The organism is Mesorhizobium sp. LHD-90 (genome assembly GCF_030929505.1).
In the GTDB taxonomy this organism is placed as follows: Bacteria; Pseudomonadota; Alphaproteobacteria; order Rhizobiales; family Rhizobiaceae; genus Kumtagia.
The window spans coordinates 301,880-325,921 of record NZ_JAVFVV010000006.1 but is presented as its reverse complement, the minus strand read 5'-3'; the positions used below and the strand labels follow the sequence as shown (position 1 = coordinate 325,921).

The following is a 24,042-nucleotide window of genomic DNA, read 5'->3' as shown; positions in this document are numbered from 1 at the left end:
TCTCCCGGCAATCACAAACCGCCGCCAAATCCGGGAGAGCCGAACATGGATGCCATGGTCGATGACGCACGCATTTTGTCCAAAAGCGAACTGGATTCCTTGACCGGACTGTCCGCTACCACGCGCTGGCGGGAAATGAAGGCAGGCCGCTTTCCGCCGCCGCTCGAACTTTCAGTCAGCCGGCGCGGCTATTCCCTCGCGCAAATCAGGGCATGGCAGGCCGACCGTCATAACGCAGCGGAAAAAGCCGCAGCCGCTCGCCTCAATGCGCCGGTCGCAAGGCAGGTCGGACGACCGCGCAAGGTCGACGACGCAATCGCCCGGCAGTAAACCCGGGATCGCCGCGCGCTACACGGCGTCCCGGATTTGTTAAGCTTGCGAAGGCGTTGGATGCTTTTCCGTAAGCGAAACTTCCGCGATTGGCAATAGCGTGTGCGGTCCCCTCTCGTTTGGAGAGGCCAATGCAAACCATGCCTACCACCGACCCGGCCATCGCCGACGCCGCGCAGGCGCTCGCCGAAGGGCGAGTCCAGCGTCCAGTCGTCCCGAGCCTGCGCCTGCACTTCGGCTTGACGCCCTCCAGTGCGCCGATGCGCGGCAGGCTGCCGGCCTGGATCGGAAAATCGAAGTTTCCGTGACGGAAAGGCCACGGCGCGGGCCTGGTCGCGCCGATCAAGTGAAGAGAGGAAAAGTACAATGGGATTCGGTCTTAACATCAGCAGTGGGGAGTACCTTCCCTACATCAAACTGGACGGGAAGGACGGGATCGTCTCCCGCTCGACCTACGACGGAAGCGAACGCGGCACCGAGATCGTCGAGACGCTGCTCGCCCTGTTCGATCCGGCGACCGTGCGCGTCGGCTGGATGAAATTCGACAATGACCAGCCGGACAAGCGCCTGGTCGCGCTGGGTGACCCAATGCCGGATCGCCCCGGGGAGGATTACAAGAGTGGCGTGTCGCTGGTCGTGATGCTTCCGGACGGCCTGGGGCCGCACGAGATCTCCACGACGGCAACCGGCGTGCTGGGGGCGCTGGAGGAGGTCTATGATCAGGCCGTCGCGGCCGCTGAGTACGCACAGGGCCATATCCCGGCGGTGCAACTCGTCCGCTGGATCCGGGAAAAGACGAAACGCGGTTCCCGCGCCATTCCCGAATTCAAAGTCGTTGGCTGGAAGATCCGGCCCGAAGCGCTGGAGAAGTGGGCGGCCGTGCCGAAAGCGCGGGCCACCATGTCCGGGGCTTCGGCCGCGCCGAGGCCTTCGCCGAAGGCACCTGCGCCGGTCCCGGCGAAGGCGGCCGCGCCCGTCGATCTCGACGACGCTGATTTCGGCTGATGCCGCCCGTTGCCGCCGGTCACGGCCGGCGGCTTCTTTTTTCCCTTTGGAGATAAATGGAAATGCCGGCCGAAGCTGAAAAACTCGCCCCGGATCGCCAGGCAATGCGCAGGCACCTCGATCATCTCTTCGGCCATGTGGCCGACGCGCACCGCGACGGCCTGGTCGAGATCGCTTACACCGCGCCGTCCGGCTCAATCTCCAGCGCCCGACTGTTCCCCATCGACCATTTCGACGACGCGGTAAATTTCGCGGCGGCCGCCAATGCCGGTACCGGCACGTCGGTCTATGTCGGCATGGCGCTGAGGAAGCCGGCCGCGCACAAGCACAGGCGAGCCGGCGAGAAGGATTTTCATGCGGCCTACGCCGCCTGGGCCGACTTCGACGAAGCGGCTTCCGTCGATGCTGCCGCGGCAAGATGCCGTGCCACGGCGATGCCTACTTTCGCGATCTTCTCGGGCCGCCATCCGCACACGCGCCTGCAACTCTTCTGGCGTCTCGCCGAGCCGATCGCCGCGCCGGACGACATCCGCGCCCTTCTTTCCTCGATCTGCCAGCACCTGGACGGTGATCCCAAGGTCTGCGAGCCATCGCGCGTCATGCGCCTGGCCGGCAGCATCGCCTGGCCCCACAAGGAGGGGCGCATCGCAGAGATGACGGGGATCCTGAATTTGAAGGATCCAGGCCCTGACATCTATGCCGTCGACGCCTTGAAGGATGCCTTCCCCTACACCCCCTCCGCGTCTGTTGTCGATCTCGGCGCGGAGCGGGAACGCCGCGAATGGGGCAAGGCGCATGACGGCCGCGAGGACGCGATGACGCGCTTCGTCTGGGCCGTCGTCGTTAGCTGGCATCGCGAAAACCCGATCATGCCGACTGCGGCCGAGAGCACGGCGCGGATGAAGGAGGCATGGCAGGAATTCAGGAAGACGATCACGACCAAGGATCCCGCGAAGACCCTCGACGAGGAGGGCCGTGGCGAGGATCTCTTCGGCTACAAGTTTCGGCAGGCCATGAAGCAGTGGGACCACAAGGTGGCCGATGCAGCAGCGCAGGAAGACGGCGAGGGCACTGGCGACGACGCCAACAGGCCAGCCCTGCCGCCGCTGTCCTGCATCGATGTCGGCGCTGCCGCCGGCCTGCCGATCAGACCCGTCCAGTACATCGACGCCCGCGAAATGTGGGCACGCGGCTATGTTCACAGCTTCAACGGCAACGGCGGCCTCGGCAAGACGACGCTCGCCGTCCAGAAGATTGTCGCACAAGCGGCGGGATCTTCATTTCTCGGCGCGCCGATCGTCGATGGCGTTACCGTCTTCTTTTCGGCGGAAGAGCGCGTGGATCCGCTGCGCATGCGCATCCGCTCGATATGCGAGGCCGAGGGCATCGACGAACGCTCGCTCGCCGGCCGCCTCTATATCGTCGACCTGTCGAAGGATCCGGCCTGGCTTCTGGCCGAGGGCCGCCGCACGGGCGCGATGATGGCGACGCCGCTCTTCGACCAGGTGCGAAAAGTGCTCGACGACCTGAAGCCCGTCTCCTGCATTTTCGACAACCGCATGCGCCTCATCCGCGCCAATCAGAATTCAACGGACGTTGCGGTCGATGCCGTCAGCGCCTTCGACAGGCTGGCGCTGGAATACGAGATGGACATCACCTTGATCGGCCACCCGAGCCTGAGCGGGATGAACAGCGGCACAGGCAACAGCGGTACCGTCGCGTGGGTGAACACCGGACGCTTCATGTCATATCTTCGCCTTCCCGACGAGGAGTCGACACCGGGCACGACGGACGACGGACGGCGGCTATGGCAGTTCATGAAGAACAATTTCGGCCGTCGTCCGGATCCCGTCGAACTCATCTGGGACAACGGCCGCTTCCGCTGCGAGAAGCCGCCAGGCGGTTTCGGGCCGCAGTTCGGCGCAGCCGACCGGGCCGAGCGCGTGTTCATGACGCTGCTGCGCAAGGCGATCGGGGACAAGGTTTACGTCACGAATAATCCCGTATCGGCCCGACTTTACGCGCCGTCCTATTTCTTCGCCCAGAAGGTCGGGCGCGAGGGCGTGACCAGGCCCCAGATGGAGAAGGCCATGCACGAACTGCTCGCCAGGGGGACGATCGCCGTCGAGGAATTCGTGAACTGGAGCCGTCGCACGACACGCCTTTCCATCGTCGAAAACGACGCACGTAAGGATTGAAAAATGCAACTTGCAATAGTCGCACAGCAGCGAAAAAGCAGCCTCGCCACCCACCCCCCTATGTCATTGATTTTATTAAGAGACCTCGGCGAAGCACAGCACCCCCTACTACTACGTAGTAGAGGCACGGCCCCATTTGGGCCGGGCCGCGCCTCTGTTGGTAGGGAAAGGAAGGAAGCCAACGATGACCCGTTTCGACGCCGTAAAAATCCAGTCAGTCCCCTACGCCGACCTCGTGGCCCGACAGACGTTCGAGCTCGACAGGCTCGACGCATTGGCTAGGGCAATGGAGCGCAAGTGGGGCATTGGCCGGCTGCCGCTGCTCGTCTCCGAGCAATTGGCCGAAAAGTTCTTCCGGCAATTCCGAAAAACGAACGAGGCCTTGAAGTCGCCGGATCCCCGGCCGGCGATCGAGCAGATTGGCCGAATGATCACCGCCTGGTCCGTGCTCGATGCCGAGGCCGACCGGCTCGGCGCACCCGAGCTTCGTCCGTGCGTGATAGAGGCGCAGATGTCGGACGGCACCGTGATCGCGATCGTGCGCGACAAGGACGAGGCCGGCGTCGTGCATCACGACGGTCGCGCCGTCCAGGTCTACGCGGCGTCGGAGATCGCCCGCCTGGTCGAGGCATGGCCCGAGATCGTCAAGGTCAAGGAAACATGGCCCGGCGCTACGGTCCAGCCGGCGCGCATCGATCCTAATTTCTGGTCCAAAGGCGATGCTATTCCGTTTTGAGAGTGAGACAGAAAAAAGGAAAGGAAATATCGATGAAAATGGTTCCTGCGGACAAGGCGCCGCTGGGCATGAGCGAGGCCGTGGCGCTCGGCTGGCTTTCATCTCGCAAGGCCGCTTCGACGCGACTCGCGTGCGGCTCGACCTCATCGACCTCGCCGATCAGGCGCTGCACATCTCGCCCGCAGACGCCCGCGCCGAGGCGGCGGAAGCGGACCAACCAATCCCGGTTTCGGGATAGGTTCGACGCCCTCGCTGTTGTTCAGCCGAAGGGAGCCGCACCCTGGAGGTGCATCGGCGCGAAATGGCCGAAGGAAAAACATTCCGCCTGGAGGCAGGCCAGCGCAGGAAGATGCCCGCAAAGGCGCGAAAACAGGGGGGTCGGGGGTATCCGATACCGGATAGGGGGGGGTAGGTAGAAAACTATGCCTTTTGGCCGCGGGACCGGCCGCCCTAAGTAAGTGTCAATTTCCGTGCGGGAGAATTTCGGCTGCTACGATTTTCGGCCCGTTTTCGCGCCGGAAACGGCCCGGATGATCGGGGCTATCCCGCCTCCAACCGCCCGTGTCCCCGCCCTTCTCGCTGTTGGCGCAGCAGCAACTCGTCCAAAGTGACGGCACCCTTCGGCAGCATGTCGCGGATATCGACGAGTTGACCGAAGGGCGAGTGTTCGCGCCACCATTGCTCGGTGGCGGCAAGCCGCTCCGCCCGCTGTTTCGCCCGGGAGCGCTTCGCCCTCTGGGTGGGGCTCATCGGGGCGTCAAAAAGCGGCTTTCGGCCCATGCTCGCCTCCTTCTTCCCTGCCGTTCCATCCTATCGCCCCGGCAGTGCCACCAGGAAGCCCGCTGGCGCGCGCAAGGGGCTTCGCCGGTATATCCCGGCCTCCTGAAGCCCGCGTGCGCCGGCGGGCCTTTGCGGGCTTGCGGTAATGTGTTACCACAACGGCATCCGTGGAATTTCGAGATCGTCCGGCGATCCGTAGGGGCATCCTCCCGAGCCCCGCCCGCCGCCCGAACAGCAGAGGTGGCGCAATGGCCGGTGTAATTACCGTAAGTCCCGAAACACTCGGCATCGCATTCCGCAAGGCATTTGAAAACCATCGTGGGTTGCTGGAGGCCAACGCCAACGACCTCGCCGAGCGGAGCTTCTCCCGCCTCGACGCGCTGGGCACCGCCGTCGCCAGCGTCAAAACCGCGACCGTTGGCCTGCATCGGCTCGTCGTCGACCAGCGCCGCCGCCGCCCGGAGCCGCCAATCGCTTCCACGATCATGCGCGGCTTGGTCTGCCAGTTCTTCGCGGCTGCGAGGAAGACGGGCGACCTCGAAAGCGTCGCCGAGTGGGCGTTCCCCGGGCGCGACGACATCAAGCTCGCCGCGCGCTCTCCCGGCCAATTCTGGCAAAGCCGCGCCGTCACCAACCCGGCGCAGACGACGGTCAACGGCTGGGCTGCGGAGCTTACCGACCTCGGTCTCGGCCCGATTGCCTCCTTCGCGCCGCAATCCGCCTTCGCCGCGCTCTCCGCCCGCGCCGGGCTCCGCCTCTCCTTCGACGAAGCGGGCGCGGTTCGCTTGCCCGTTCGGACGAACACGGCGTCGGCCACGGGCGCTTTCGTCGGCGAGGGCGGCGTCGTTCCGGTGAAGGCGTTGAACTTCTCCGCTGGCGTCGCCGCGACGCCGCATAAGGCAGGCGCGATGTCGCTGTTCACCCGCGAGTTGGCCCGCCATAGCCCGTACAACGTCGAGGCGGTAATCCGCGCCGGGCTGGCGGAGGACTTGCAGGTCGAACTCGACGGCTTCCTGTTCGACGCCCAGCCCGCGTCCGCGCTGCGGCCTGCCGGATTGCTCAATGGCGTCGTCGCTATCCCGGCAGCGACCGACACCGATTTGCAGTCCCGGCTCGCCGCGACGCTCGGCGACCTCGCCGCCGCCATCAGCCCGGCGAGCAACATCGTCTATGCGACCTCGCCTGCCGACCTCCAAGCCATCGCGGTCGTCGCGCCCGCCGTGCTTTCGAACTTCGTCGCTTCCGGTTCCCTTCCTGCCGGACGGATTGTCGGCATCGACATCGACAGCTTCTACACGGGCGAGTCCGACTCGCCCGCCTTCGACGTGAGCGAGGAAGCGCTCGTGCACGAGTCGACGACGCCCTCGCCGTTGGTCGGCGACGCAGTCGCGCCGCCCGCGCTCGCCGACATCGCGGCGCCGACGCGCAGCCTCTGGCAGAGCGCGACAATCGGCGTGCGGATTTTGTCCGACATCGACTACGGCATGAGGCGCAGCGGCGGCGTTTCGTTCGTCGAGAATTGGCGGGCGTGAGGTTTTAGAGTTCGGCGCCGGGTGCCGATAGGAGACCGTTTAACTTTTGGACGAGCGGGACGGTCTTCTCGCCGCCATCCCCTTCTGCCGGAGGGGGTGGCGGCACTTTTTCAGGGGCGCGGCATCGGCAGCACCACCTTGGCATGCAAATTGGCGACTTTGCTGAAAACCTCGTGGCTGGGCTTGCGGGTTTCGCCCCGGGCCAACCGCGTGATCGTTGATTTGTCCAACCCGGACTCGCGGGCGATGCGAGCGCGGTGCAGCCCGAAGGACTCCAACCCGGCGATCATGCTTTCCAGTTGCTGCCCGGGGCTCGGATCGCGGCGGTTCGTCATGGGCGGGCCTCCGTGCTGGCTTCGAGTTGTCCGCTGGCGGACATCAAGTTCGCCCGCCCGCCAAACTCACCGTTTGTGGTGGGTTTCGCCTCGCCTGCGGTAGCTCCTGCGGCTTCGGTCGCCCGCTTGATCGCGGCGCGAATGCCGCCCGTCGAGCAGTTGAATCTGGCGGCGAGTTCTCCGGGCGAGACACCCGCCAAGCTAGCGCGAAGGATTTTCGCGTCGCGGGCGGCGTCGGGCGGAGGGGCGGGCATGGTGCGATTTATCGCACGGATCGAAGCAGCCGAAAATATAGGTTAGGCCAGCGGCGGACCCAATTTGAACCCAATTTCTGATTTTCGGGATTTTCGGGAGCGGTGGGGAGCCGCTAACCCCTTGTTTTTGTTGGTCGGAGTGGCCGGATTCGAACCGACGACCCCTTGACCCCCAGTCAAGTGCGCTACCGGGCTGCGCTACACTCCGGACCGCGCAAAGCCCTATAGTCTCACGGGTTCCAGCGCAAGGGCGAAAATCGCAAACGCCGCGGGAACGGAACAAGGCGGGCCAATCCGGCCAGTCCGTGGGACCTGAAGTCCCAAGGAAGCTCCCACGGACGTTCGGTGCTGTCCCCCGGATGGAGCGACGCACACCTTGCCGCTTGCCGTCATCCGGAACCGGGCATAGGCTTCCGCCGTTCTGACGCGAGCAAAGGAGCAGCGTTCATGAACCAAGTGATCTATCGCGTGGTCGAACATGACGGCGGTTGGGCCTACAAGGTCGGCGACGTGTTCTCGGAGACATTTCCCACCCATGCGGACGCGCTTGCAGCCGCACGGATCGCCGCTTCGGAACAGCAGGTGGGCGGCAGGACCGAGGGCATCGAGTTCCAGGACGCCGACGGCCAGTGGCACGAGGAGGTGGCGCCGGGCGGCGACCGCCCGAGCACGGACGTCGAGGACAAGGCCTAAAGCATGTCGCGCCTTATCTGCTTCATTCTGTTTCTCGTTTGGCGAGGCGATCCACGAGGAAGGTCGCGAAGGTCGATGTGGTTCATCGGCCGAGTGGCCTGACGACGTGGGCGCCCGCCAAACGGAAACCCGAAGGGCCGGGCCGGTTTGGGCCAAATCCATCGGGCTTCGTCTTGGCCGGGCCACCAGCCCGGCCTGTGACGAAGCCCTCGACCTTGGCCCAAACCGTCGCCGGCAGAATGGAGCAGATAAGACGCGATATGCTTTAATGTTCGCACGTCCGGTCGCGGTGCGCATCGACGGCCGAATCGTGGTGGCCGAGGATGCCAGGCAGGCACGCGACCTGCTGTCCCAGCGATGGCCCGAGAGACGCGGACCGCGTCACCGCGATGCCTTCGAAACCTGTCTCAAGGTCATCGACGGCCACCGTTCGAGCGTCGACGCCGAGGCGCGGTTTCGCGAAGCGGCCGAGGAAGCAGGCATTTTGGCCGAGACGGATGCTGCCTCTCCGCGAAACTCGTGACGGAGCCGATTGCCGGCCGAAGTGTGCCGAGATGCGGGGTCAGCGTGAGGCAGGGCCCGCAACGGCATCGCCCCGGCACGCAGTAGCGCAGGCCCGGAACTCGCGATCTCCGGGCTGCATTTGCACTGCCTCACGCGTTTCGAGACAGGCTCATCGCACCTGGTCGAGGAGCCGCTTGCATTCGAGCAGGTCGAACAGCGCCTCCTGAAGCAGCGCGCGGTTGTCGCGCGAAAGCTTTCCCGAGTCCGGCGATACAGGTCCCTCCCCCTCGGCCTTGCCGAGCCCGAAAAAACGCCGGCTCGGCTTTGCCTTCGCTTCGCCGACAAGCACCTCGTCGTCGCCGCGCGGCTGGGCGGCGGGCGTCAGCGGGATGGCGGCGGCCTGCTTGCGCTGGGCAATCGCCTCGATCGCCGCCACGTCGCCGTTGCCGACCGCGACCAGGAAATGATTGCCGTTCTCTCGCAAGAGCTTCTGCACGCCCTTGATCGTGTAACCCTGCTCGTAAAGCATGTGCCTGATGCCCTTGATCAGGTCGACATCCTGCGGCCGGTAGTAGCGGCGTCCGCCGCCCCGCTTCATCGGCTTGATCTGGTTGAAGCGGGTCTCCCAGAAGCGCAACACATGCTGTGGCAGGTCGAGATCCTCGGCCACCTCCGAGATGGTGCGGAATGCGTCGGGGCTCTTGTCCATGGGTCACCTTCCGGTCTGCCGTCAGGACGGATGACCGGAGCGCGTCGGCGGCATCCGGCTGGCCGAACCGATTCGCGATTCATTTCAGTCCTTTGTGGACGTGATTTCAAGAGGCGCGCGACGCGATGCGCCGGTCGTCAACCGTTAGAGCGAAATGATACGCCTTCCAGCCATTGGAAGCGCGGAAATTCCCGTTTGCGCTCCCGCTCTCGCGGGTTGCGAGACGAATTCTAAGGGGCTGTCTGCTTGACCTTGGACTTCGTTTGATGCGCTCGCAGGATGCGGCTCTTCAGGACATTCGAGGCCTTGAAGGTCATCACGCGCCGGGGCAGGATCGGAACCTCCTCGCCGGTCTTCGGATTGCGGCCGATGCGCTCGTTCTTGCCGCGCACGTGGAAAGTGGCGAAGGAAGACAGCTTCACCGTCTCGCCGCGCACGATCGCCTCGCAGATTTCGTCGAGCACCGCCTCCACCAGTTCGGCGGACTCGGTGCGGGAAAGCCCTACCTTGCGGTAGACGGCCTCGGACAGATCGGCGCGCGTAAGTGTCTTTCCCGCCATGACTTTCCCGTCCTCTATCCGCCATCCTCGGAGCCGCAGGACGTTAGGAAATTGCCTAGATGAGGTCAAGAACCGAACCGGCCGGTTCGCGTAAATGAATTCAAATCGGTTCAAACATTGATGGGAAAACAGCGACCGACCGCGATTCATGCACCAGAGGCAACGGCGCTGCGCTGCGCGGGGCGCCGCGACATCGTTCCACTGAAAAGAAAACTACCAGCGGATCAGCACCGCGCCCCAGGTGAAACCGCCGCCCATCGCCTCCAACATCACCAGGTCGCCCTTGCGGATGCGCCCGTCCTTCACCGCCACGTCCAGCGCCAGCGGTACCGAGGCGGCGGAGGTGTTGCCGTGAAGATCGACCGTCACCACCACCTTCTCGTCCGCGATCCCGAGCTTTTTGGCCGAAGCATCGATGATGCGCTTGTTGGCCTGGTGCGGAACGAACCATGTCAGGTCCTCGGCGCTGATTCCCGCCTGCGCGAACGTGCCCTCGACCACGTCGGTGATCATCCCGGCGGCATGCTTGAACACCTCGCGGCCTTCCATGCGCAGATGGCCTACGGTTTTCGTCGTCGACGGGCCGCCGTCGACATAGAGCTTCTCCTTGTGCGTGCCGTCGGAGCGCAGGCTGGCGGCCAGCACGCCGCGGTCGGCAACGCTGCCCTCGCCTTCATGCGCCTCCAGCACCATCGCGCCGGCGCCGTCGCCGAACAGCACGCAGGTGGTGCGGTCGCTCCAGTCGAGGATGCGTGAAAAGGTCTCCGACCCGATGACGAGCGCGCGTTTCGCCAGGCCATTGCGGATATGGCCGTCGGCGGTCGCAACCGCGAAGACGAAACCGCTGCACACCGCCTGGAGATCGAAGGCGAAGCCGTGGCGCATGCCGAGCCGCTGCTGGATCTCCACCGCCGTCGCCGGAAAGGTATTGTTCGGCGTCGAGGTGGCAAGCACGATCAGGTCGATATCCGCCGGGGTCAGACCGCCATCGGCGAGCGCGGCGCGCGCCGCCGCTTCGCCGAGCGACGCGGTCGTCTCGTCGGCGGCGGCGATGTGACGCTGGCGGATACCGGTGCGCTGCACGATCCATTCGTCGGACGTGTCGAGCGCCGCCTCGAATTCGCTGTTCTTCATGATGCGACGCGGGAGGGCCGAGCCAACCCCGCGCACGACGGATCTGATCATATGTCGTCCTACTGTCTGGTCTCTTCCGGGGCGGCGGGGCGCGCGACCGACTGCGGGTGCCGTGCATGGAAGAGATCGAGATCCGCCTCGATCCGGTCGAGCAGCCGGTTGCGGACCATGTCATATGCCAACTCGATCGCCGAAGCGAACCCTTCGTCGTCTGCTCCGCCGTGGCTCTTCACGACGATGCCGTTGAGCCCGAGGAACACGCCGCCATTGGCCTTGCGGACGTCCATCTTCTCGCGCAGCCGGTCGAAAGCGCCCTTGGCGAAGAAATAGCCGATCTTGGCCATCAGCGTCCGCCCCATCGCGGCGCGAAGATAACCGGCGATCTGGCGCGCGGTTCCCTCCGCCGTCTTCAGCGCGATGTTGCCGGAAAAGCCCTCGGTGACAACGACGTCTACCGTGCCCTTGCCGATATCGTCGCCCTCGACGAAGCCATGATACTGCATCGACGACAGGTTCGCGTCGCGCAGCAGGCGCCCCGCTTCCTTGACCTCTTCCTGGCCCTTGATCTCCTCGACGCCGACATTGAGCAGGCCGACGCTCGGGCGCTCTATGCCGAAGACGGCGCGCGCCATCGCCGCGCCCAGAATACCGAAGTCGATCAACTGGTGCGAATCAGCGCCGATGGTAGCGCCGACGTCGAGCACAACGCTCTCGCCGCGCAGCGTCGGCCAGATCGCAGCGATTGCAGGCCGCTCGATATTGGCCATGGTGCGAAGGCAGAATTTCGACATGGCCATCAGCGCACCGGTGTTGCCGGCCGAAACGCAGCCATCCGAATCGCCGCTCTTCACCGCCTCGATCGCCCGCCACATCGACGATTTCCACCGGCCATGGCGAAGCGCCTGGCTCGGCTTGTCGTCCATGCGCACGGCGACATCGCAGTGTACGAACTGCGTCACCGCAGCCAGCGCCGGGAACTTGTCGAGTTCCGGGCGCACGGCATCGGTGCGGCCGTAGACCAGAAAATTGACGTCGGGCCGCCGCTTGGCGACCTTCGCCAGCGCTGGAATAACCACCGATGGCCCGTGGTCGCCGCCCATGGCATCGATAGAAATCCTGATCACGCGCTGTTCGTCTCGCTTTCGTGCAAACCACCCCCTGCCGGGTGCCGTCGGAAAATAGCGTTTTTATGCCGCCGCACAATGGAATTCGGGTGCGGCGATCCGTCAATTCAGGATTTCGGGAAGAGCTGCCTGAGCTTCTTCTGCAATTCGCCCTCCGGTTCGGGCGCCTCGGCCGGTTGCAGCGGCGCAGGTTCCGTAGCGTGCTTGCGTGGATAAGGATCGATGCCGAGGCCGAAAAACTCCTCCGCAAGCGCTCCGACGTCGAGGCGGTCGCCGGAAAACGTCTCGGGGCTGTCGGGGCCGTCGACGTCGATCATGATCTCGCCGCCGAGATCGAACGATTCGCGTCCGAGCCTCGAATCCTCCGGCAGGAAGACGGCGGAGACTTCCTCGTCGACCGTGGCTTGGAGCGGATCGAGGGTAACAACGCAGGACTGCACGATGTCGGCCTGCACACGCCCCTTCACCTGGATGCCGTTGCGCTTCCAGGCGGAGACCAGCAGATCCGCGCGCAGCCGCTCCACCGAGACCAGCCCGTGGACGTCCGCCAGCGCCTTGCGCTGCTTCTCGGTCGCCTCGATGGTCACCGGCATGCCCTTTTTCGGAAGGCGCGCCACGCTGACCTCGAAGCTGATCGGGCTCTTTTCGACGGGATGGCTCATGGTTCCGAGGACTTCAACGGGTCTCCGGCGTCGGGCTGCGGAAACACGACCGATCCCGAACATATCGTATCGACGGCCTGTTCGCGCAACAGGCCGCGGGCGGCGAAGGCGTAGTCGGCAAGGTTCACGGCCTGGGGCCAATCGGCCAGATCGGGCCGCACATTGCGGGTCAGCGCCGCGGCAAGGCCGTCGCGATCGTCCGAATCGAGCGCGGCTTCGTAGGTCATGGTGCGGCCATAATACATGCGGGCAAGCTTCTTCATGCGCTTCGGCACGCCCATGTCGCCGATGCCGAGTTCGCGCAGCGAATGCTCGACCTCGGTGAAGAAACCGTCGATTAGGTCCTGCGCGATCTCGCGCGCCACGCCGGTTTCGCCGCGCAGCCGGTGCTGGACCAGGAACATGTGCAGGGCGATCATCTCGAATCGGCCGAGCGGCGTGTCCGGCACGTCCCACTCGGAAAAAAGCGACTCGCGCCGCGCCGCCGCCACGATCTCAATATACAGGGCCTCGACAATCTGGCGGTTGCGGGCCCGTTCGCGACCGAACAGACGTTGGAACATTTCAGCTACTCCCCGGCACGCGGCTTCGGCGGGCCGGTGTTGTTGCATCGTCGCCCAAGCTGGTTTACCGGATTTGCGGTGCCACGCAAGCGCAGCCGGGGACGCTGAAGGCAGGATGGAGTTGTCGTTGAGGCGGATGGAATTCAAGAGGGGACGGACCCTGCGTCACATGGGGATCGTTGGCGCGATCGCGGCCCTGTCAGCCTGCACACAGTCAACGCTCGGCAGCATGTCGCCCGGCGAGACCCTGACCCAGGGCTACGTGATCGACCAGCAGCAGATCGATTCCGTTCCCGTCGGCTCTAGCCGCGAACAGGTGCTGCTGGCGCTGGGAACGCCGTCCACGACCGCCACCTTCGACAATGAAGTGTTCTATTACATCTCGCAGAAGCGCTACCGTGCCGCCGCCTTCGCCAAGCCGAAATTGATCGAGCAGCGGGTTCTCGCCGTGTATTTCGGCGACGACGGCCGTGTCACCAACATCGCCAACTACGGCATGCAGGACGGCAAGGTCTTCGACTTCATCGGGCGGACGACGCCGACCGCCGGCAAGGACCAGAATTTCATCGCCCAGATTCTGGCCGGCGCCACCGGCATGCCGAGCACGCTGCCGGGCCAGAGCCAGCCCGGACAGTAAACCGGTCCTCATGTCGCCGGCTTAGAGCAACGGTCGGCAAGCTCGAACCAAGAAAAAGGCCCGCGGGATCGCTCCCGCGGGCCTTTCTCATTCGGTGGCCGCGATCAGCCGTGTGCGAGCACGGCCAGAAGCAGCAGCGCGACGATGTTGGTGATCTTGATGGCCGGATTGACGGCCGGGCCGGCGGTATCCTTGTAGGGATCGCCGACCGTGTCGCCCGTCACCGACGCCTTGTGCGCCTCGGAACCCTTCAGGTGTTTTTGGCCGTCCTTGTCGATGAAGCCGTCCTCAAACGACTTCTTCGCGTTGTCCCAGGCGCCGCCGCCCGAGGTCATCGAGATCGCCACGAACAGGCCGTTGACGATGACGCCGAGCAGCGAGGCGCCGAGCGCCGCGAAGGCAGACGCCTTGGAACCGGAAATCAGCAGCACGCCGAAATAGACGACGAGCGGCGCCAGCACCGGCAGCAGCGACGGGATGATCATCTCCTTGATCGCCGCCTTGGTCAGAAGGTCCACCGCCCTGGCATAGTTGGGCTTGGAAGTGCCCTTCATGATGCCCGGATCCTCGCGGAACTGACGGCGCACTTCCTCAACGATCGAACCCGCCGCGCGGCCGACGGCCGTCATGGCGATACCGCCGAACAGGTACGGAATCAGGCCGCCGAAGATCAGGCCGGCGACGACATAGGGATTCGACAGGTCGAAGGAAACCGTGCCGATATCCTTGAAGTAAGGATAGAGCGTCGAGCCCGCCTCGTTCGCCTTGGCGGCGAAGAACTGCAGATCGTAGCTATAGGCAGCGAACAGCACCAGCGCGCCGAGGCCGGCGGAGCCGATCGCATAGCCCTTGGTGACGGCCTTCGTCGTGTTGCCGACCGCGTCGAGCGCGTCGGTCGACTGGCGCACTTCCTTGGGCAGGCCGGACATCTCGGCGATGCCGCCGGCATTGTCGGTGACCGGGCCGAAGGCGTCCAGCGCCACGATCATGCCGGCCAGGCCGAGCATGGTGGTCACTGCGATCGCCGTGCCGAAAAGGCCGGCAAGCTGGAAGGTGGCGATGATGCCGCCGACGATGATGATGGCCGGCAACGCCGTCGATTCCAGCGAGACCGCGAGGCCCTGGATGACGTTGGTGCCGTGGCCGGTGACCGACGCCTGGGCGATCGAGACCACCGGGCGCTTGCCGGTGCCGGTATAATATTCGGTGATCACCACGATCAGCGCGGTGACCAGAAGGCCGATCAGGCCGCAGATGAACAGGTTGGTGCCGGTGATCGCCATGCCGCCAACCGTGCCGATGTCGCCCCAGCCGATGGTGAGCGAGGTCGCCGCGCCCAGCCCGACGACGGACAGGATGCCGGTGACGATCAGGCCCTTGTAGAGCGCGCCCATGATCGAGCCGTTGGCGCCGAGTTTCACGAAGAAGGTGCCGACGATCGAGGTGATGATGCAGGCGCCGCAGATGGCGAGCGGATAGAGCATGACTTCGCCGAGATTGGCGGCGGCGCCAAAGAAAATGGCGGCGAGCACCATGGTGGCGACCACCGTCACCGCATAGGTCTCGAATAGGTCTGCCGCCATGCCTGCGCAGTCGCCAACATTGTCGCCGACATTGTCGGCGATGGTCGCCGGGTTGCGCGGGTCATCCTCCGGGATGCCGGCTTCAACCTTGCCGACCAGATCGCCGCCGACGTCGGCGCCCTTGGTGAAGATCCCGCCGCCGAGGCGGGCGAAAATGGAGATCAGCGAGGCGCCGAAGCCGAGCGCGACCAGCGAGTCGATGACGGTGCGGTCGGCGGGTGCGTAGCCCATCGGGCCGATGAGGATCCAGTAGTAGACCGAGACGCCGAGCAGCGCGAGACCGGCGACCAGCATGCCGGTGATGGCGCCCGACTTGAAGGCGATGTCGAGGCCGGCGGCCAGGCTGTTGGAAGCGGCCTGCGCGGTGCGGACATTGGCGCGCACCGAAACATGCATGCCGATGAAACCGGCGACGCCCGACAGGACCGCCCCGATCAGAAAACCGATCGCCGCCGTGCCCGAAAGCAGCCACCAGGCGAGCAGGAAGACCACCACGCCGACGATGGCGATCGTCGTGTATTGGCGTGTGAGATAAGCCTGCGCCCCTTCCCGGATGGCGCCTGCGATTTCCTGCATGCGTGCGTTCCCCTGGTCGGATGCAAGCACCGACTGCGTCGCCCAGAAGGCGTAGAGGATGGAAAGCAGGCCGCAGGCGATGACGACGTAAAGCATTGTCATTGCCGATTTTTCCCTGATGGATGGCCCGGAAAACCCCTCCCCGGACCGTTGAGATGTGAGCGGAGGTTCCGTATTCGGAATCCGGCCGATCGCTGGCGTGTATGCGAAAGTCAGCCCCTATCGTCAAGGTTTTGTTCGGTTTTCGCCCGCTTTTCACCCGAAAGATGCGCCGCCGTGACATCCGGGAAACGGCGCATCCGGTTAGATCGATTGAATTGAAGGGGGGCCGGATCAGACCTGCTCGAGGTCGCCGTCGGGCTGCATGACATAGATCAGCACCGCCAGCATGGTGATGTAGAATTTGAAGGCGGCGTCCTGGCCGTTCCAGGTGCTCGACTGCCACATGGCGAACCATTCGCCGCCGATCACCATGAAACCGAAATACCAGACCAGGAACCCGGTCGTCGTTGCGATCACAGCGAATTTCTTGGCCTTGTCGAAGGTTTTGCCGCTGCCATGACGCGCCCGCCAGAGGCTAAGCGCGGCGACGAGAAACAGCAGGCAGGTCAGCGCCTCGCCGAAGATGATCAGCCAGTAGCCGGCCGTCCACAGCGCCGGGCTGGTGATCGACCGATACATCAGCGCGTTGCCGGGAAAGGTCGTATCCATGGACAGCACGTGCTGGACGAAGGCGAAATTCGAGCCGTAGTCGGTGACGTTGCCAAAGGCGACGAGGAAGCAAAATGCCGCCAGGCAGAGCAGCATGACGATCTTCGAAAGACGGACGGTCACGGCGAGGCTCCTCCGCAAGAGCTGAACCGTGCCATCAATCGCCGAGTCCCGCGATACGTGCAACCGGCGGAAGCGGACAGGTTCTTAGTACACCCTAGCTCAACGCGAGTGGCACGGCCGATTCAGCCCTCCCACACCGCCGCGATCTCATCGATATGTACCGGGGCATAGTCCCACGCCTCGACCGTGACGTTGACGCGATTTCGGATTGCAACCGCTCCGACCTTCTCGGGGCGGTGCGTGTGGACATGCAGATGCATAGCGCCGCGAAATAGGCCGTTCCATTCCTCGATCGGATAATGGAAGAGAACGAGGCGTCCCTGCGCGGTTTCCAGCTCGATATACTTCTCCGACGACGCCCAGCGCTTCTGCTTGCGGGTAAGCGTGTGGTCGTGGTTGCCATGAACGAGATGTATCTCGCCGTTCAGCCGGTCGAGCACCTCGTCATGCCGCCGCTGGTTCTTCAGGAAGCCGAAATCGCCCAAATGGTAGACTGTCCTTCGGCCCGACCTTGGCGTTTCAGCGCTCGATCAGCGCCTCGTTCATCTCGTCGACCGAGCCGAACGGGCGTCGCGCCATGCGGATGATGCCGGCGTGGTCGAAATGGGTGCAGCCGGTGAAGAACATGAGCGACGCGCAAACCCAAGCCCGAACCGCGTCAACGTACCCACACCTGCTCGCGCTGCATCCGCAACACCAGCAGCGCGACCAGGCAGGCAATCGTGACCGGGAAGATGATCCAGTTCAGCATCTCCCAGCCCCAGGAATTGTAGACCGCGCCCGACATCAGCGAGGCGAAGGCGACCGAGCTGAACAGGATGAAATCGTGCATGCCCTGAACCTTGCCCTTCTCCGAGGGCCGGTAGGTGGCGGAAACCATGGCGGTGGCGCCGATGAAGCCGAAATTCCAGCCGAGCCCGAGCAGGATCAGCGCCGACCAGAACTGCCAGAGCGCGATGCCCGACAACGCCACGACGCCGCAGGCGATCAGCAGGATCAGCCCGAACGCCACGACGCGCTCGACGCCAAAGCGGTGGATGAGGCGGCCGGTGAAAAAACTCGGTCCGAACATCGCCATCACATGCCAGGAAATGCCGAGTGTCGCCTCGTCCGGCGAGAAGCCACAGCCGACCATCGCCAGCGGCGCGCCGGTCATGACGAAACTCATCAGCGCGTAAGAGCCGACGGCGCAGCCCAGCCCGACGATGAAACGCGGCTGGCTGGCGATCTCGCCGAGCGAGCGGGGCGGAGCCTCGTCGGCGTGAGCGGCTGCTCCGGCATGCTTGCCGGCGCGCAGGAAGGACAGGATGATCGCCCCGGCCGCCGCAAGGGCGAGGATCGATGCAAAGGATCCGGCGAACATCACCGGCGCCAGCAGTTCGCGGGTGAAGATCACGATCTGCGGGCCGAGGATTGCCGTGACGATGCCGCCGGCCAGCACGAAGGAGATGGCGCGCGCCTTGAACTCCGGCGGGGCGTTGTCGGCCGCCGCGAAGCGGAACTGCTGCACGAAGGCCCCGCCGAGCCCGATGACCATCAAGCCGAAGGCGAACAGCCAGAAGTCGCTCTGGAACAGCGCGAAGGTAGCCGTAAGGCCGCCGAGCGCCGTGACCGCCGTGCCAAGCTGAAAGCCGTTCTTGTTGCCGAAGCTTTTGATGATGGCGGCCGCCGGCAAGGCGCCCAGCGCGACGCCGACATTGAAGCCGGTGATTGGCGCGGTGGCGAGCGACTTGTCGGAGCCGAGCAGGTAGAAGCCGACCAGCCCGCCGAGCGATATGGCGATCGGCGCGGCCGATCCGACGATCGCCTGCGCCGCCGCGAGGATGATCGCGGTCCGGCGGGCCTCCGCCGCAGCCGTTTCGTTCATGGATGCATTCCGTTCATGGCCGGCCAAACTACCTGTGCGCGTTGGTGTCGCGCATCGTGGCACAGACCATACAGGAATGGCACAGCCGGACGCGCCGGGCCGATCCGACCCTATCCCTTGCAGGGAGACCCTACCGGACCGAGGTCGCGGAAGGCATCGTCCACCAGTGTGTCGCGAAACCAGCCGAAATCGCCTTTCACGACGTAGCCGGCCAAAGCGAGATTGCGGATCTTCCCGACCAGGTCCTGGTCGGGGATGTGCTTGAGCGTCAACGCAGCGTCGGAAACCGAGTCCTTCGTGACATCCTGCATCTTCTTGACGGTCGCGAAGTGGTCATCGATCTTGGCCTGCTGTTCGGCGCTCGGCGGCTTGCCGTCGGCCGAACCGATGGTGGACGCCATTGCCGCGATCCCGTCCGTCGACATCTGGGTCTTCATGACGGCGGCCGCCTTCACGCCGCCGATCAGCATGTTGGTCTCGAAAGCGTTCCGGTCGAGCCGATACTGCCGCATCACCGCCGAGAGATGGGCCCGCTCCTTCGGGTCGCACAGCCTCTCGGGCAGTTGCGTCAGGTAGCAGACGATGCCGGGTGTGTTCTTCGCCGCGGGAACCCATAGGGGCCGGCAGGCAGGGTCGGCGACCGAAACGAGGTTGTCGTTCGCCTTGGACGGCAAAAATTCGCCGCCGGTGAACCAGATGTAGGAGCCTATGCCAACGGTGAGCATCAGCGCGCCGACCATCATGGCGAACTCGAAGGGGAAGCCCGGCTCGTCCTCGCCGTCATTGGGCGCGGGAATACGCGGCGGCGCTCCGCCGGCGCCATTCATGCGCAGCCTGCGGTTGATCAGATCCGCATCAGGTTTCCTGGCCATAGCCGCCCTCTAGAACCGTGAGGGCAGTCTAGTTTTGGCCATGTATCATGTCGTTAAAAGCGAATAGCCGGATCGAAACATAGTATACGAGCTGTAAACCCTCGAACCTGTTCTGCGTCCGTGCGCCGATCACGGCGCATCCCGGCCCCGGCCTTCGCCGCGGACCCGCCGCGCCACCCGGTCGAGCACCGCGTTCACCAGCTTCGGTTCCTCTTCCACATAGAAGGCCTTGGCGATGTCGACATATTCCGAAACGATGACGGCGACCGGCACGTCCTTGCGTTCCATCAACTCGAAGACGCCGGCGCGCAGGATGGCGCGCAGTGTCGAATCGAGCCTGGACAGCGGCCAGTCCTCGGTCAGCGCTTGGCGGATGATCGGATCGACGGTCTTCTGGTTTTCGACCACGCCAGACAGGATCGCCCGGAACCATTGGGCGTCGGCCTCGCGATAGGTGGCGCCGTCGACTTCCTTGCCCAGCCGGAACGCCTCGTATTCGGCGGCGATCTCCAGCAGGCCGGCGCCAGCCACGTCCATCTGGTAGAGCGCCTGCACGGCGGCGAGCCGCGCCGCGCCGCGCTTGTTCGCCTGGCGGGGCTGGGGGACGTCGCGTTCTGCCGGATTGGTCACGGCTCAGCGCGCTCCCAGCCGCTCGCGCAAGGCAATCATGGTCAGCGCCGCGCGCGCGGCGAAACCACCCTTGTCGCCCTCGTTGCGCTTGGCGCGCACCCAGGCCTGTTCCTCGTTCTCGGTGGTCAGGATGCCGTTGCCGATGGCGAGTGATTCCTGGATCGACAGATCCATCAGGCCCCGCGAGGATTCGTTGGCGACCACGTCGAAATGATAGGTGTCGCCGCGCATGACCACCCCGAGCGCCACGAAGCCGTCATAGGCGGTGCCGCCCTCGTCGGCACCGTCGAGCGCGAAGGACACGACCGCCGGAATCTCGAGCGCGCCCGGAACCGTCACGACATCGTAGGTCGCTCCCGCCTCGTCGAGCGCTCCCTTGGCGCCTTCGAGCAGAGCATCGGCGAGCGCGTCGTGGTAGCGCGCCTCGATGATCAGGACGTGGGCCTTCTCCGGTTGGATGAAAGCCTTGCCGTGTTGGGAAATGCCAGCCATGTCGGTCTCCGGGTCGCCGGTCACTTAGGCCGAAGCCGTCAGCCGCGCAAGCTGTTTGGTAACTGGCGAACCAATTGCTCCGTTCGCCCAATGAGCGTAGCATCATGGGGCAGTTGCCGTGCATGGTGCCCGGCATACCAACATCGCCGGACACGGTCGCAGCACGGCATCCGATGCGTTATCGCGGGGGGTGCGTGATGGGTTACATCGACACGCCGGCGTTCGATCGCTGGGCCAAGCGCGTCCAGAGCGAAATGCTGACCGGCATTTTTGACCAGGTCCGCCCCGATATCATTGACTGGAACCAGACCGTGACCCTGCCGATCTCGAGCGGCGTGGCGCGATGGACCAAGTTCACCGTCGTCCTCAGTGCCTTCCGGGTGATGGCCCAATACGAGCTACCCTTCGCCGACGAGGATCCGCAATTCGTGGGGGCCGGGATCAGGAACGGCGAGGCGGTGGGTTTTGCCGCCCCGAATGTCGACCTGAACATCAACCTGACGGATACCTACCCGATCGGGCTGGAGGTGTTCAAAATCGACTACCTCAACCTGTTGCCCTGCTCCGCCGAGCTGGTCGTGCGCGCCTACGACCAGTCGGAGCCGATCGCGAAGGTCATCGTGTCGGAATTCGCGGATACGGCGGAGTCGTCCCTCAGAGGCGCGACCGCGACCATTCCCTATGGCAACAGGATTTCGAACATCGGCCTTTCGGTGATCGATAAGATCGAGAACCTGGCCAACAGTCCCAAACAGATCGGATCCCACTATTTCATGTTCCTGGTCAAGAACCGGACCTTCTGGCGTCGTCCGCCGAACATGACATCATGGTTCAAATACAAATTCGTGGCGTTCGTGGAAGATGATCCGGAAGATACCGAAACACCCTTCCGCGAAATCTACATGACGTTATGGGAACTGAGCCTGCTGTCGGACGAGGCCATCACCGGCCTGGGCAGGGATACGGAGCCCCGCAACGAACTGAAGAGCGACAGCCGGACCCCGGAGGAAAGGCTGGCCGACGAGGACGAAGCGGACGAGCCGGAGGAAGGCGGCACGCCCCCTTCAGACGGCGAACCGCCGGAGGACAACGCCGGAGAGGCCGGTGGCCGAAGCGGGGAACGCGCCGAGCCAATCCGCAAACTTCCGCGAAAGCGCTAGCCGGTGCGGGCGACATCCGGTGTGAGAAATGCGAGCTGGATATGGAGCCTCACAGCCCCTCCTGCGCCGCCTCCGCCAGGCGCGCGGCGTAGCGGGCCATCGTGTCGACCTCGAGGTTGACGCTGTCGCCTGTCTTGCGCTCACCCCAGGTGGTGACGGTCAGCGAATGCTGGATCAGAAGCACGTCGAAGCGCCGACCCTCGACCTTGTTCACCGTCAGCGATGTCCCGTCCAGTGCGACGGAACCCTTCGGCGCGATGAATTTCGCAAGGTCCGCCGGCGCCTCCAGCGTGAAGCGGACCGCCTCGCCTTCTTCCTCGCGCGCAACGATTTCGGCCATGCCGTCGACATGTCCGGAGACGATGTGCCCGCCGAGTTCGTCGCCGATCTTCAGCGCCCGTTCCAGATTGACCCTGGTGCCTTCCGTCCAGGCGGAGGCAGTCGTCAGCCGCAGCGCCTCCTCCCAAGCTTCGACCTCGAACCAGCGCTGGTTCGAGCCCTGGTCTGGAAGCTCGACGACGGTGAGACAGACGCCGCCAGTGGAAATCGACGCGCCTATGGCGATGGTGGCCGGATCGTAGCTGGTGGCGACACGCAGCCGCATTCCCTTGTCCAGCGGCTTCGCCGCTTCGATCGTGCCGACGTCGGTGACGATGCCCGTGAACATCAATCGGTCCTTTCGTATTCGATCAGGCGATCCTCGCCGTAACGGCCGGTTGCGGCGACGGAAAAACCGGGAGGAACCGTCGCCTCCGTCAGTGGCGACGGAATGCCGTCGTCTCCAACCGTGGAGGCGCCGACGAACAGCGCGATCCGATCGACCAGACCCGAATCCAGAAACCGACTCGCCGTCTCCGCGCCGCCCTCCAGCAACACGCTCTTCACGCCGACGACGCCCAGCACGCGCAAGATCTCGCGTGGGTCGAAACGGCCGCGATAGTCGGACGCGACGGTCTGGACAACCGCGCCGCTTTCGCGCAGCGCCTCGACTTTGGACCGCTGCGCCTTCCCGCTGGCAAGCACCAGCACCGGATAGTCCCGCGCCTGCCTGAACAGTTTCGCGCCGGTCGGCGTGCGCGCGAACGGATCGACGATCACCCGCGTCGGCGAGCGTTTCTCCAGCCCTTCGAGGCGAACGGTGAGCAGCGGATCGTCCTCGGCGACGGTGCCGGCGCCGACCATGATCGCCTCGTGCTCGACACGCATCATCTGCACCGCGCGCCGCGCGATCGCGCCGGTAATCGAGACCTGGCCGACGCCCTTGCGGCCGATCATGCCGTCGGCGGAAACGGCCAGTTTCAGCGTCAGGAACGGACGCCCCCTGCCCTTCAGCGACAGAAAGCCCGCCATCGCCCGGCGCGCCTCGTCTTCCAGGCATCCGGTCGCAACCTCGATGCCCGCCCGCTCCAGGATGGAAACGCCCCTGCCCGCAACGCGCCTGTCCGGATCGAGCGTCGCGATGACCACGCGGGCGACTCCCGCAGCGACCAGCGCGTCGGCGCACGGCGGCGCCTTGCCGATATGCGAGCAGGGTTCCAGCGTCGCATAGACCGTGGCGCCGCGCGCCGCCTCGCCGGCCTCATGCAGCGCCTGCAGCTCGGCATGCGGCCGACCGCCCAGCGCGGTGACGCCACGGCCGACAATGACAAAACCTTCCGCTGGCGGCCGCACCACAAGCGCGCCGACCGACGGATTCTCGCCGGTCAGGCCCTCATGCCAGAGCGACAGCCGGATCGCCGCCGCCATGAAACGGCGGTCGACGTCCGTCACCACGGAAGCTGCCTTGACGTTACCCGACATCGGTCAGCCGGCGTCCTCGTCGGCCTTGAGTTCGCCCAGCACGTCGTGAAAATCCTTGGCCTCGCGGAAATTGCGGTAGACCGAGGCGAAGCGGACATAGGCCACGTCATCGAGCGCCTTGAGCGCCTCCATCACCAGGCGGCCGATCTCGCCGGACGGTATTTCGGTTTCGCCGCTGCTTTCGAGCTGGCGCACGATGCCGGTGACCGCGCGGTCGATGCGATCGGGTTCGACATTGCGCTTGCGCAGCGCGATTTCGACCGAGCGCAGCAGCTTGTCGCGGCTGAACGGCACTTTCCGGCCGGATTTCTTGACGACGACGAGGTCGCGCAACTGCACCCGCTCGAAGGTGGTGAAGCGGCCGCCGCAATCCGGGCAGACGCGCCGGCGACGGATCGCCGCGCCATCCTCGGCGGGCCGCGAATCCTTCACCTGCGTGTCTTCGGATTGGCAATAGGGGCAGCGCATCAGC

29 protein-coding genes and 1 tRNA gene are annotated in these 24,042 nt (G+C 64.8%); 10 read left to right on the top strand and 20 right to left on the bottom strand.

Features of this window, described 5'->3' with window-relative positions:
• Positions 1–45: 45 nt before the first annotated feature.
• The 5 genes from RB623_RS10980 to RB623_RS10960 all read left to right on the top strand — a co-directional run bounded on the left by RB623_RS10980 (position 46) and on the right by RB623_RS10960 (position 4,269).
• Positions 46–330 (top strand): AlpA family phage regulatory protein, encoded by a 285-nt coding sequence (locus RB623_RS10980; protein WP_308056831.1) that lies wholly within the window; start codon positions 46–48, stop codon positions 328–330.
• 131 nt (positions 331–461) lie between these two features.
• Positions 462–638, top strand: coding sequence for a hypothetical protein (locus tag RB623_RS10975; protein WP_308056830.1), 177 nt, complete (start codon positions 462–464; stop codon positions 636–638).
• A gap of 58 nt (positions 639–696) precedes the next feature.
• Positions 697–1,335 (top strand): hypothetical protein, encoded by a 639-nt coding sequence (locus tag RB623_RS10970; protein ID WP_308056829.1) that lies wholly within the window; start codon positions 697–699, stop codon positions 1,333–1,335.
• 62 nt (positions 1,336–1,397) lie between these two features.
• Positions 1,398–3,533 carry an AAA family ATPase gene (locus tag RB623_RS10965; RefSeq protein ID WP_308056828.1) on the top strand — a complete coding sequence of 712 codons (2,136 nt, stop codon included), beginning with the start codon at positions 1,398–1,400 and terminating at the stop codon, positions 3,531–3,533.
• Between the two features lie 184 nt (positions 3,534–3,717).
• Positions 3,718–4,269, top strand: a complete 552-nt coding sequence (locus RB623_RS10960; RefSeq protein WP_308056827.1) for a hypothetical protein — start codon at positions 3,718–3,720, stop codon at positions 4,267–4,269.
• Here the strand turns inward: RB623_RS10960 and RB623_RS10955 are convergent.
• Both RB623_RS10955 and RB623_RS10950 read right to left on the bottom strand, forming a co-directional pair.
• Complete coding sequence (locus RB623_RS10955; RefSeq protein WP_308056826.1) at positions 4,256–4,486, bottom strand: hypothetical protein; 231 nt, start codon at positions 4,484–4,486, stop codon at positions 4,256–4,258. The two genes, RB623_RS10960 and RB623_RS10955, sit on opposite strands and share 14 nt — an antisense overlap.
• Before the next feature lie 323 nt (positions 4,487–4,809).
• Positions 4,810–5,049: a hypothetical protein gene (locus RB623_RS10950; protein ID WP_308056825.1), complete on the bottom strand. Its 240-nt coding sequence runs from the start codon at positions 5,047–5,049 to the stop codon at positions 4,810–4,812.
• Positions 5,050–5,297: 248 nt separating this feature from the next.
• Here RB623_RS10950 and RB623_RS10945 point away from each other — a divergent pair, with 248 nt between their 5' ends.
• Positions 5,298–6,581 carry a phage major capsid protein gene (locus RB623_RS10945; protein ID WP_308056824.1) on the top strand — a complete coding sequence of 428 codons (1,284 nt, stop codon included), beginning with the start codon at positions 5,298–5,300 and terminating at the stop codon, positions 6,579–6,581.
• Between the two features lie 110 nt (positions 6,582–6,691).
• Here RB623_RS10945 and RB623_RS10940 read toward each other — a convergent pair whose 3' ends face one another.
• Both RB623_RS10940 and RB623_RS10935 read right to left on the bottom strand, forming a co-directional pair.
• Entirely contained in the window at positions 6,692–6,916 is a 225-nt protein-coding gene (locus tag RB623_RS10940; RefSeq protein ID WP_308056823.1) for a helix-turn-helix domain-containing protein, read from the bottom strand.
• A 385-nt stretch (positions 6,917–7,301) separates the two neighbouring features.
• Positions 7,302–7,378, bottom strand: a tRNA-Pro gene (locus RB623_RS10935).
• Positions 7,379–7,617: 239 nt separating this feature from the next.
• On the opposite strand from RB623_RS10935, the gene RB623_RS10930 reads away from it, so the two are divergent.
• Together RB623_RS10930 and RB623_RS10925 are read left to right on the top strand one after the other, a co-directional pair.
• Entirely contained in the window at positions 7,618–7,863 is a 246-nt protein-coding gene (locus RB623_RS10930) for a DUF2188 domain-containing protein (protein WP_308056821.1), read from the top strand.
• 268 nt (positions 7,864–8,131) lie between these two features.
• Positions 8,132–8,386 (top strand): DUF982 domain-containing protein, encoded by a 255-nt coding sequence (locus tag RB623_RS10925; protein WP_308056820.1) that lies wholly within the window; start codon positions 8,132–8,134, stop codon positions 8,384–8,386.
• 150 nt (positions 8,387–8,536) lie between these two features.
• Here RB623_RS10925 and RB623_RS10920 read toward each other — a convergent pair whose 3' ends face one another.
• The 6 genes from RB623_RS10920 to RB623_RS10895 form a co-directional block, all read right to left on the bottom strand.
• Positions 8,537–9,076, bottom strand: a complete 540-nt coding sequence (locus tag RB623_RS10920; RefSeq protein WP_308056819.1) for a MerR family transcriptional regulator — start codon at positions 9,074–9,076, stop codon at positions 8,537–8,539.
• Between the two features lie 230 nt (positions 9,077–9,306).
• Positions 9,307–9,636: an integration host factor subunit alpha gene (locus tag RB623_RS10915; protein ID WP_308056818.1), complete on the bottom strand. Its 330-nt coding sequence runs from the start codon at positions 9,634–9,636 to the stop codon at positions 9,307–9,309.
• A gap of 213 nt (positions 9,637–9,849) precedes the next feature.
• Complete coding sequence (locus RB623_RS10910; protein WP_308056817.1) at positions 9,850–10,821, bottom strand: beta-ketoacyl-ACP synthase III; 972 nt, start codon at positions 10,819–10,821, stop codon at positions 9,850–9,852.
• An 8-nt stretch (positions 10,822–10,829) separates the two neighbouring features.
• A complete protein-coding gene (gene plsX / locus RB623_RS10905; protein WP_308056816.1) occupies positions 10,830–11,894 on the bottom strand; it encodes a phosphate acyltransferase PlsX in 1,065 nt (354 codons plus the stop codon).
• Positions 11,895–12,001: 107 nt separating this feature from the next.
• Positions 12,002–12,556: a DUF177 domain-containing protein gene (locus RB623_RS10900; RefSeq protein ID WP_308056815.1), complete on the bottom strand. Its 555-nt coding sequence runs from the start codon at positions 12,554–12,556 to the stop codon at positions 12,002–12,004.
• The gene (locus RB623_RS10895) at positions 12,553–13,119 is read right to left on the bottom strand and encodes a ubiquinol-cytochrome C chaperone family protein (protein ID WP_308056814.1); all 567 of its coding nucleotides are present in this window, start codon (positions 13,117–13,119) and stop codon (positions 12,553–12,555) included. Before RB623_RS10895 ends, RB623_RS10900 begins: the two co-directional genes overlap by 4 nt.
• A 169-nt stretch (positions 13,120–13,288) precedes the next feature.
• Here RB623_RS10895 and RB623_RS10890 point away from each other — a divergent pair, with 169 nt between their 5' ends.
• Positions 13,289–13,756 (top strand): outer membrane protein assembly factor BamE, encoded by a 468-nt coding sequence (locus tag RB623_RS10890; RefSeq protein WP_308056813.1) that lies wholly within the window; start codon positions 13,289–13,291, stop codon positions 13,754–13,756.
• Positions 13,757–13,860: 104 nt separating this feature from the next.
• On the opposite strand, the gene RB623_RS10885 is transcribed toward RB623_RS10890, so the two are convergent.
• The 7 genes from RB623_RS10885 to ribH form a co-directional block, all read right to left on the bottom strand.
• Complete coding sequence (locus tag RB623_RS10885) at positions 13,861–16,017, bottom strand: sodium-translocating pyrophosphatase (protein ID WP_308056812.1); 2,157 nt, start codon at positions 16,015–16,017, stop codon at positions 13,861–13,863.
• 231 nt (positions 16,018–16,248) lie between these two features.
• A complete protein-coding gene (locus RB623_RS10880) occupies positions 16,249–16,749 on the bottom strand; it encodes a DUF2165 domain-containing protein (protein ID WP_308056811.1) in 501 nt (166 codons plus the stop codon).
• A 122-nt stretch (positions 16,750–16,871) separates the two neighbouring features.
• Positions 16,872–17,234, bottom strand: a complete 363-nt coding sequence (locus tag RB623_RS10875; RefSeq protein ID WP_374121664.1) for a hypothetical protein — start codon at positions 17,232–17,234, stop codon at positions 16,872–16,874.
• A 173-nt stretch (positions 17,235–17,407) separates the two neighbouring features.
• Entirely contained in the window at positions 17,408–18,616 is a 1,209-nt protein-coding gene (locus RB623_RS10870; protein WP_308056809.1) for an MFS transporter, read from the bottom strand.
• Positions 18,617–18,726: 110 nt separating this feature from the next.
• Positions 18,727–19,488 carry a hypothetical protein gene (locus RB623_RS10865; protein ID WP_308056808.1) on the bottom strand — a complete coding sequence of 254 codons (762 nt, stop codon included), beginning with the start codon at positions 19,486–19,488 and terminating at the stop codon, positions 18,727–18,729.
• A 129-nt stretch (positions 19,489–19,617) separates the two neighbouring features.
• Positions 19,618–20,118 carry a transcription antitermination factor NusB gene (gene nusB / locus RB623_RS10860; protein ID WP_308056807.1) on the bottom strand — a complete coding sequence of 167 codons (501 nt, stop codon included), beginning with the start codon at positions 20,116–20,118 and terminating at the stop codon, positions 19,618–19,620.
• Between the two features lie 3 nt (positions 20,119–20,121).
• Positions 20,122–20,610, bottom strand: coding sequence for a 6,7-dimethyl-8-ribityllumazine synthase (gene ribH, locus RB623_RS10855; protein ID WP_308056806.1), 489 nt, complete (start codon positions 20,608–20,610; stop codon positions 20,122–20,124).
• Positions 20,611–20,807: 197 nt separating this feature from the next.
• Here ribH and RB623_RS10850 point away from each other — a divergent pair, with 197 nt between their 5' ends.
• Complete coding sequence (locus RB623_RS10850; protein WP_308056805.1) at positions 20,808–21,770, top strand: hypothetical protein; 963 nt, start codon at positions 20,808–20,810, stop codon at positions 21,768–21,770.
• A 49-nt stretch (positions 21,771–21,819) separates the two neighbouring features.
• Here RB623_RS10850 and RB623_RS10845 read toward each other — a convergent pair whose 3' ends face one another.
• The 3 genes from RB623_RS10845 to nrdR are packed head-to-tail and all read right to left on the bottom strand — an operon-like array spanning position 21,820 to position 24,038.
• Positions 21,820–22,437: a riboflavin synthase gene (locus RB623_RS10845; RefSeq protein ID WP_308056804.1), complete on the bottom strand. Its 618-nt coding sequence runs from the start codon at positions 22,435–22,437 to the stop codon at positions 21,820–21,822.
• Positions 22,437–23,570 (bottom strand): bifunctional diaminohydroxyphosphoribosylaminopyrimidine deaminase/5-amino-6-(5-phosphoribosylamino)uracil reductase RibD, encoded by a 1,134-nt coding sequence (gene ribD / locus RB623_RS10840; RefSeq protein WP_308056803.1) that lies wholly within the window; start codon positions 23,568–23,570, stop codon positions 22,437–22,439. Before ribD ends, RB623_RS10845 begins: the two co-directional genes overlap by 1 nt.
• Before the next feature lie 3 nt (positions 23,571–23,573).
• Positions 23,574–24,038: a transcriptional regulator NrdR gene (gene nrdR / locus RB623_RS10835; protein ID WP_308056802.1), complete on the bottom strand. Its 465-nt coding sequence runs from the start codon at positions 24,036–24,038 to the stop codon at positions 23,574–23,576.
• Between the last annotated feature and the right edge of the window lie 4 nt (positions 24,039–24,042).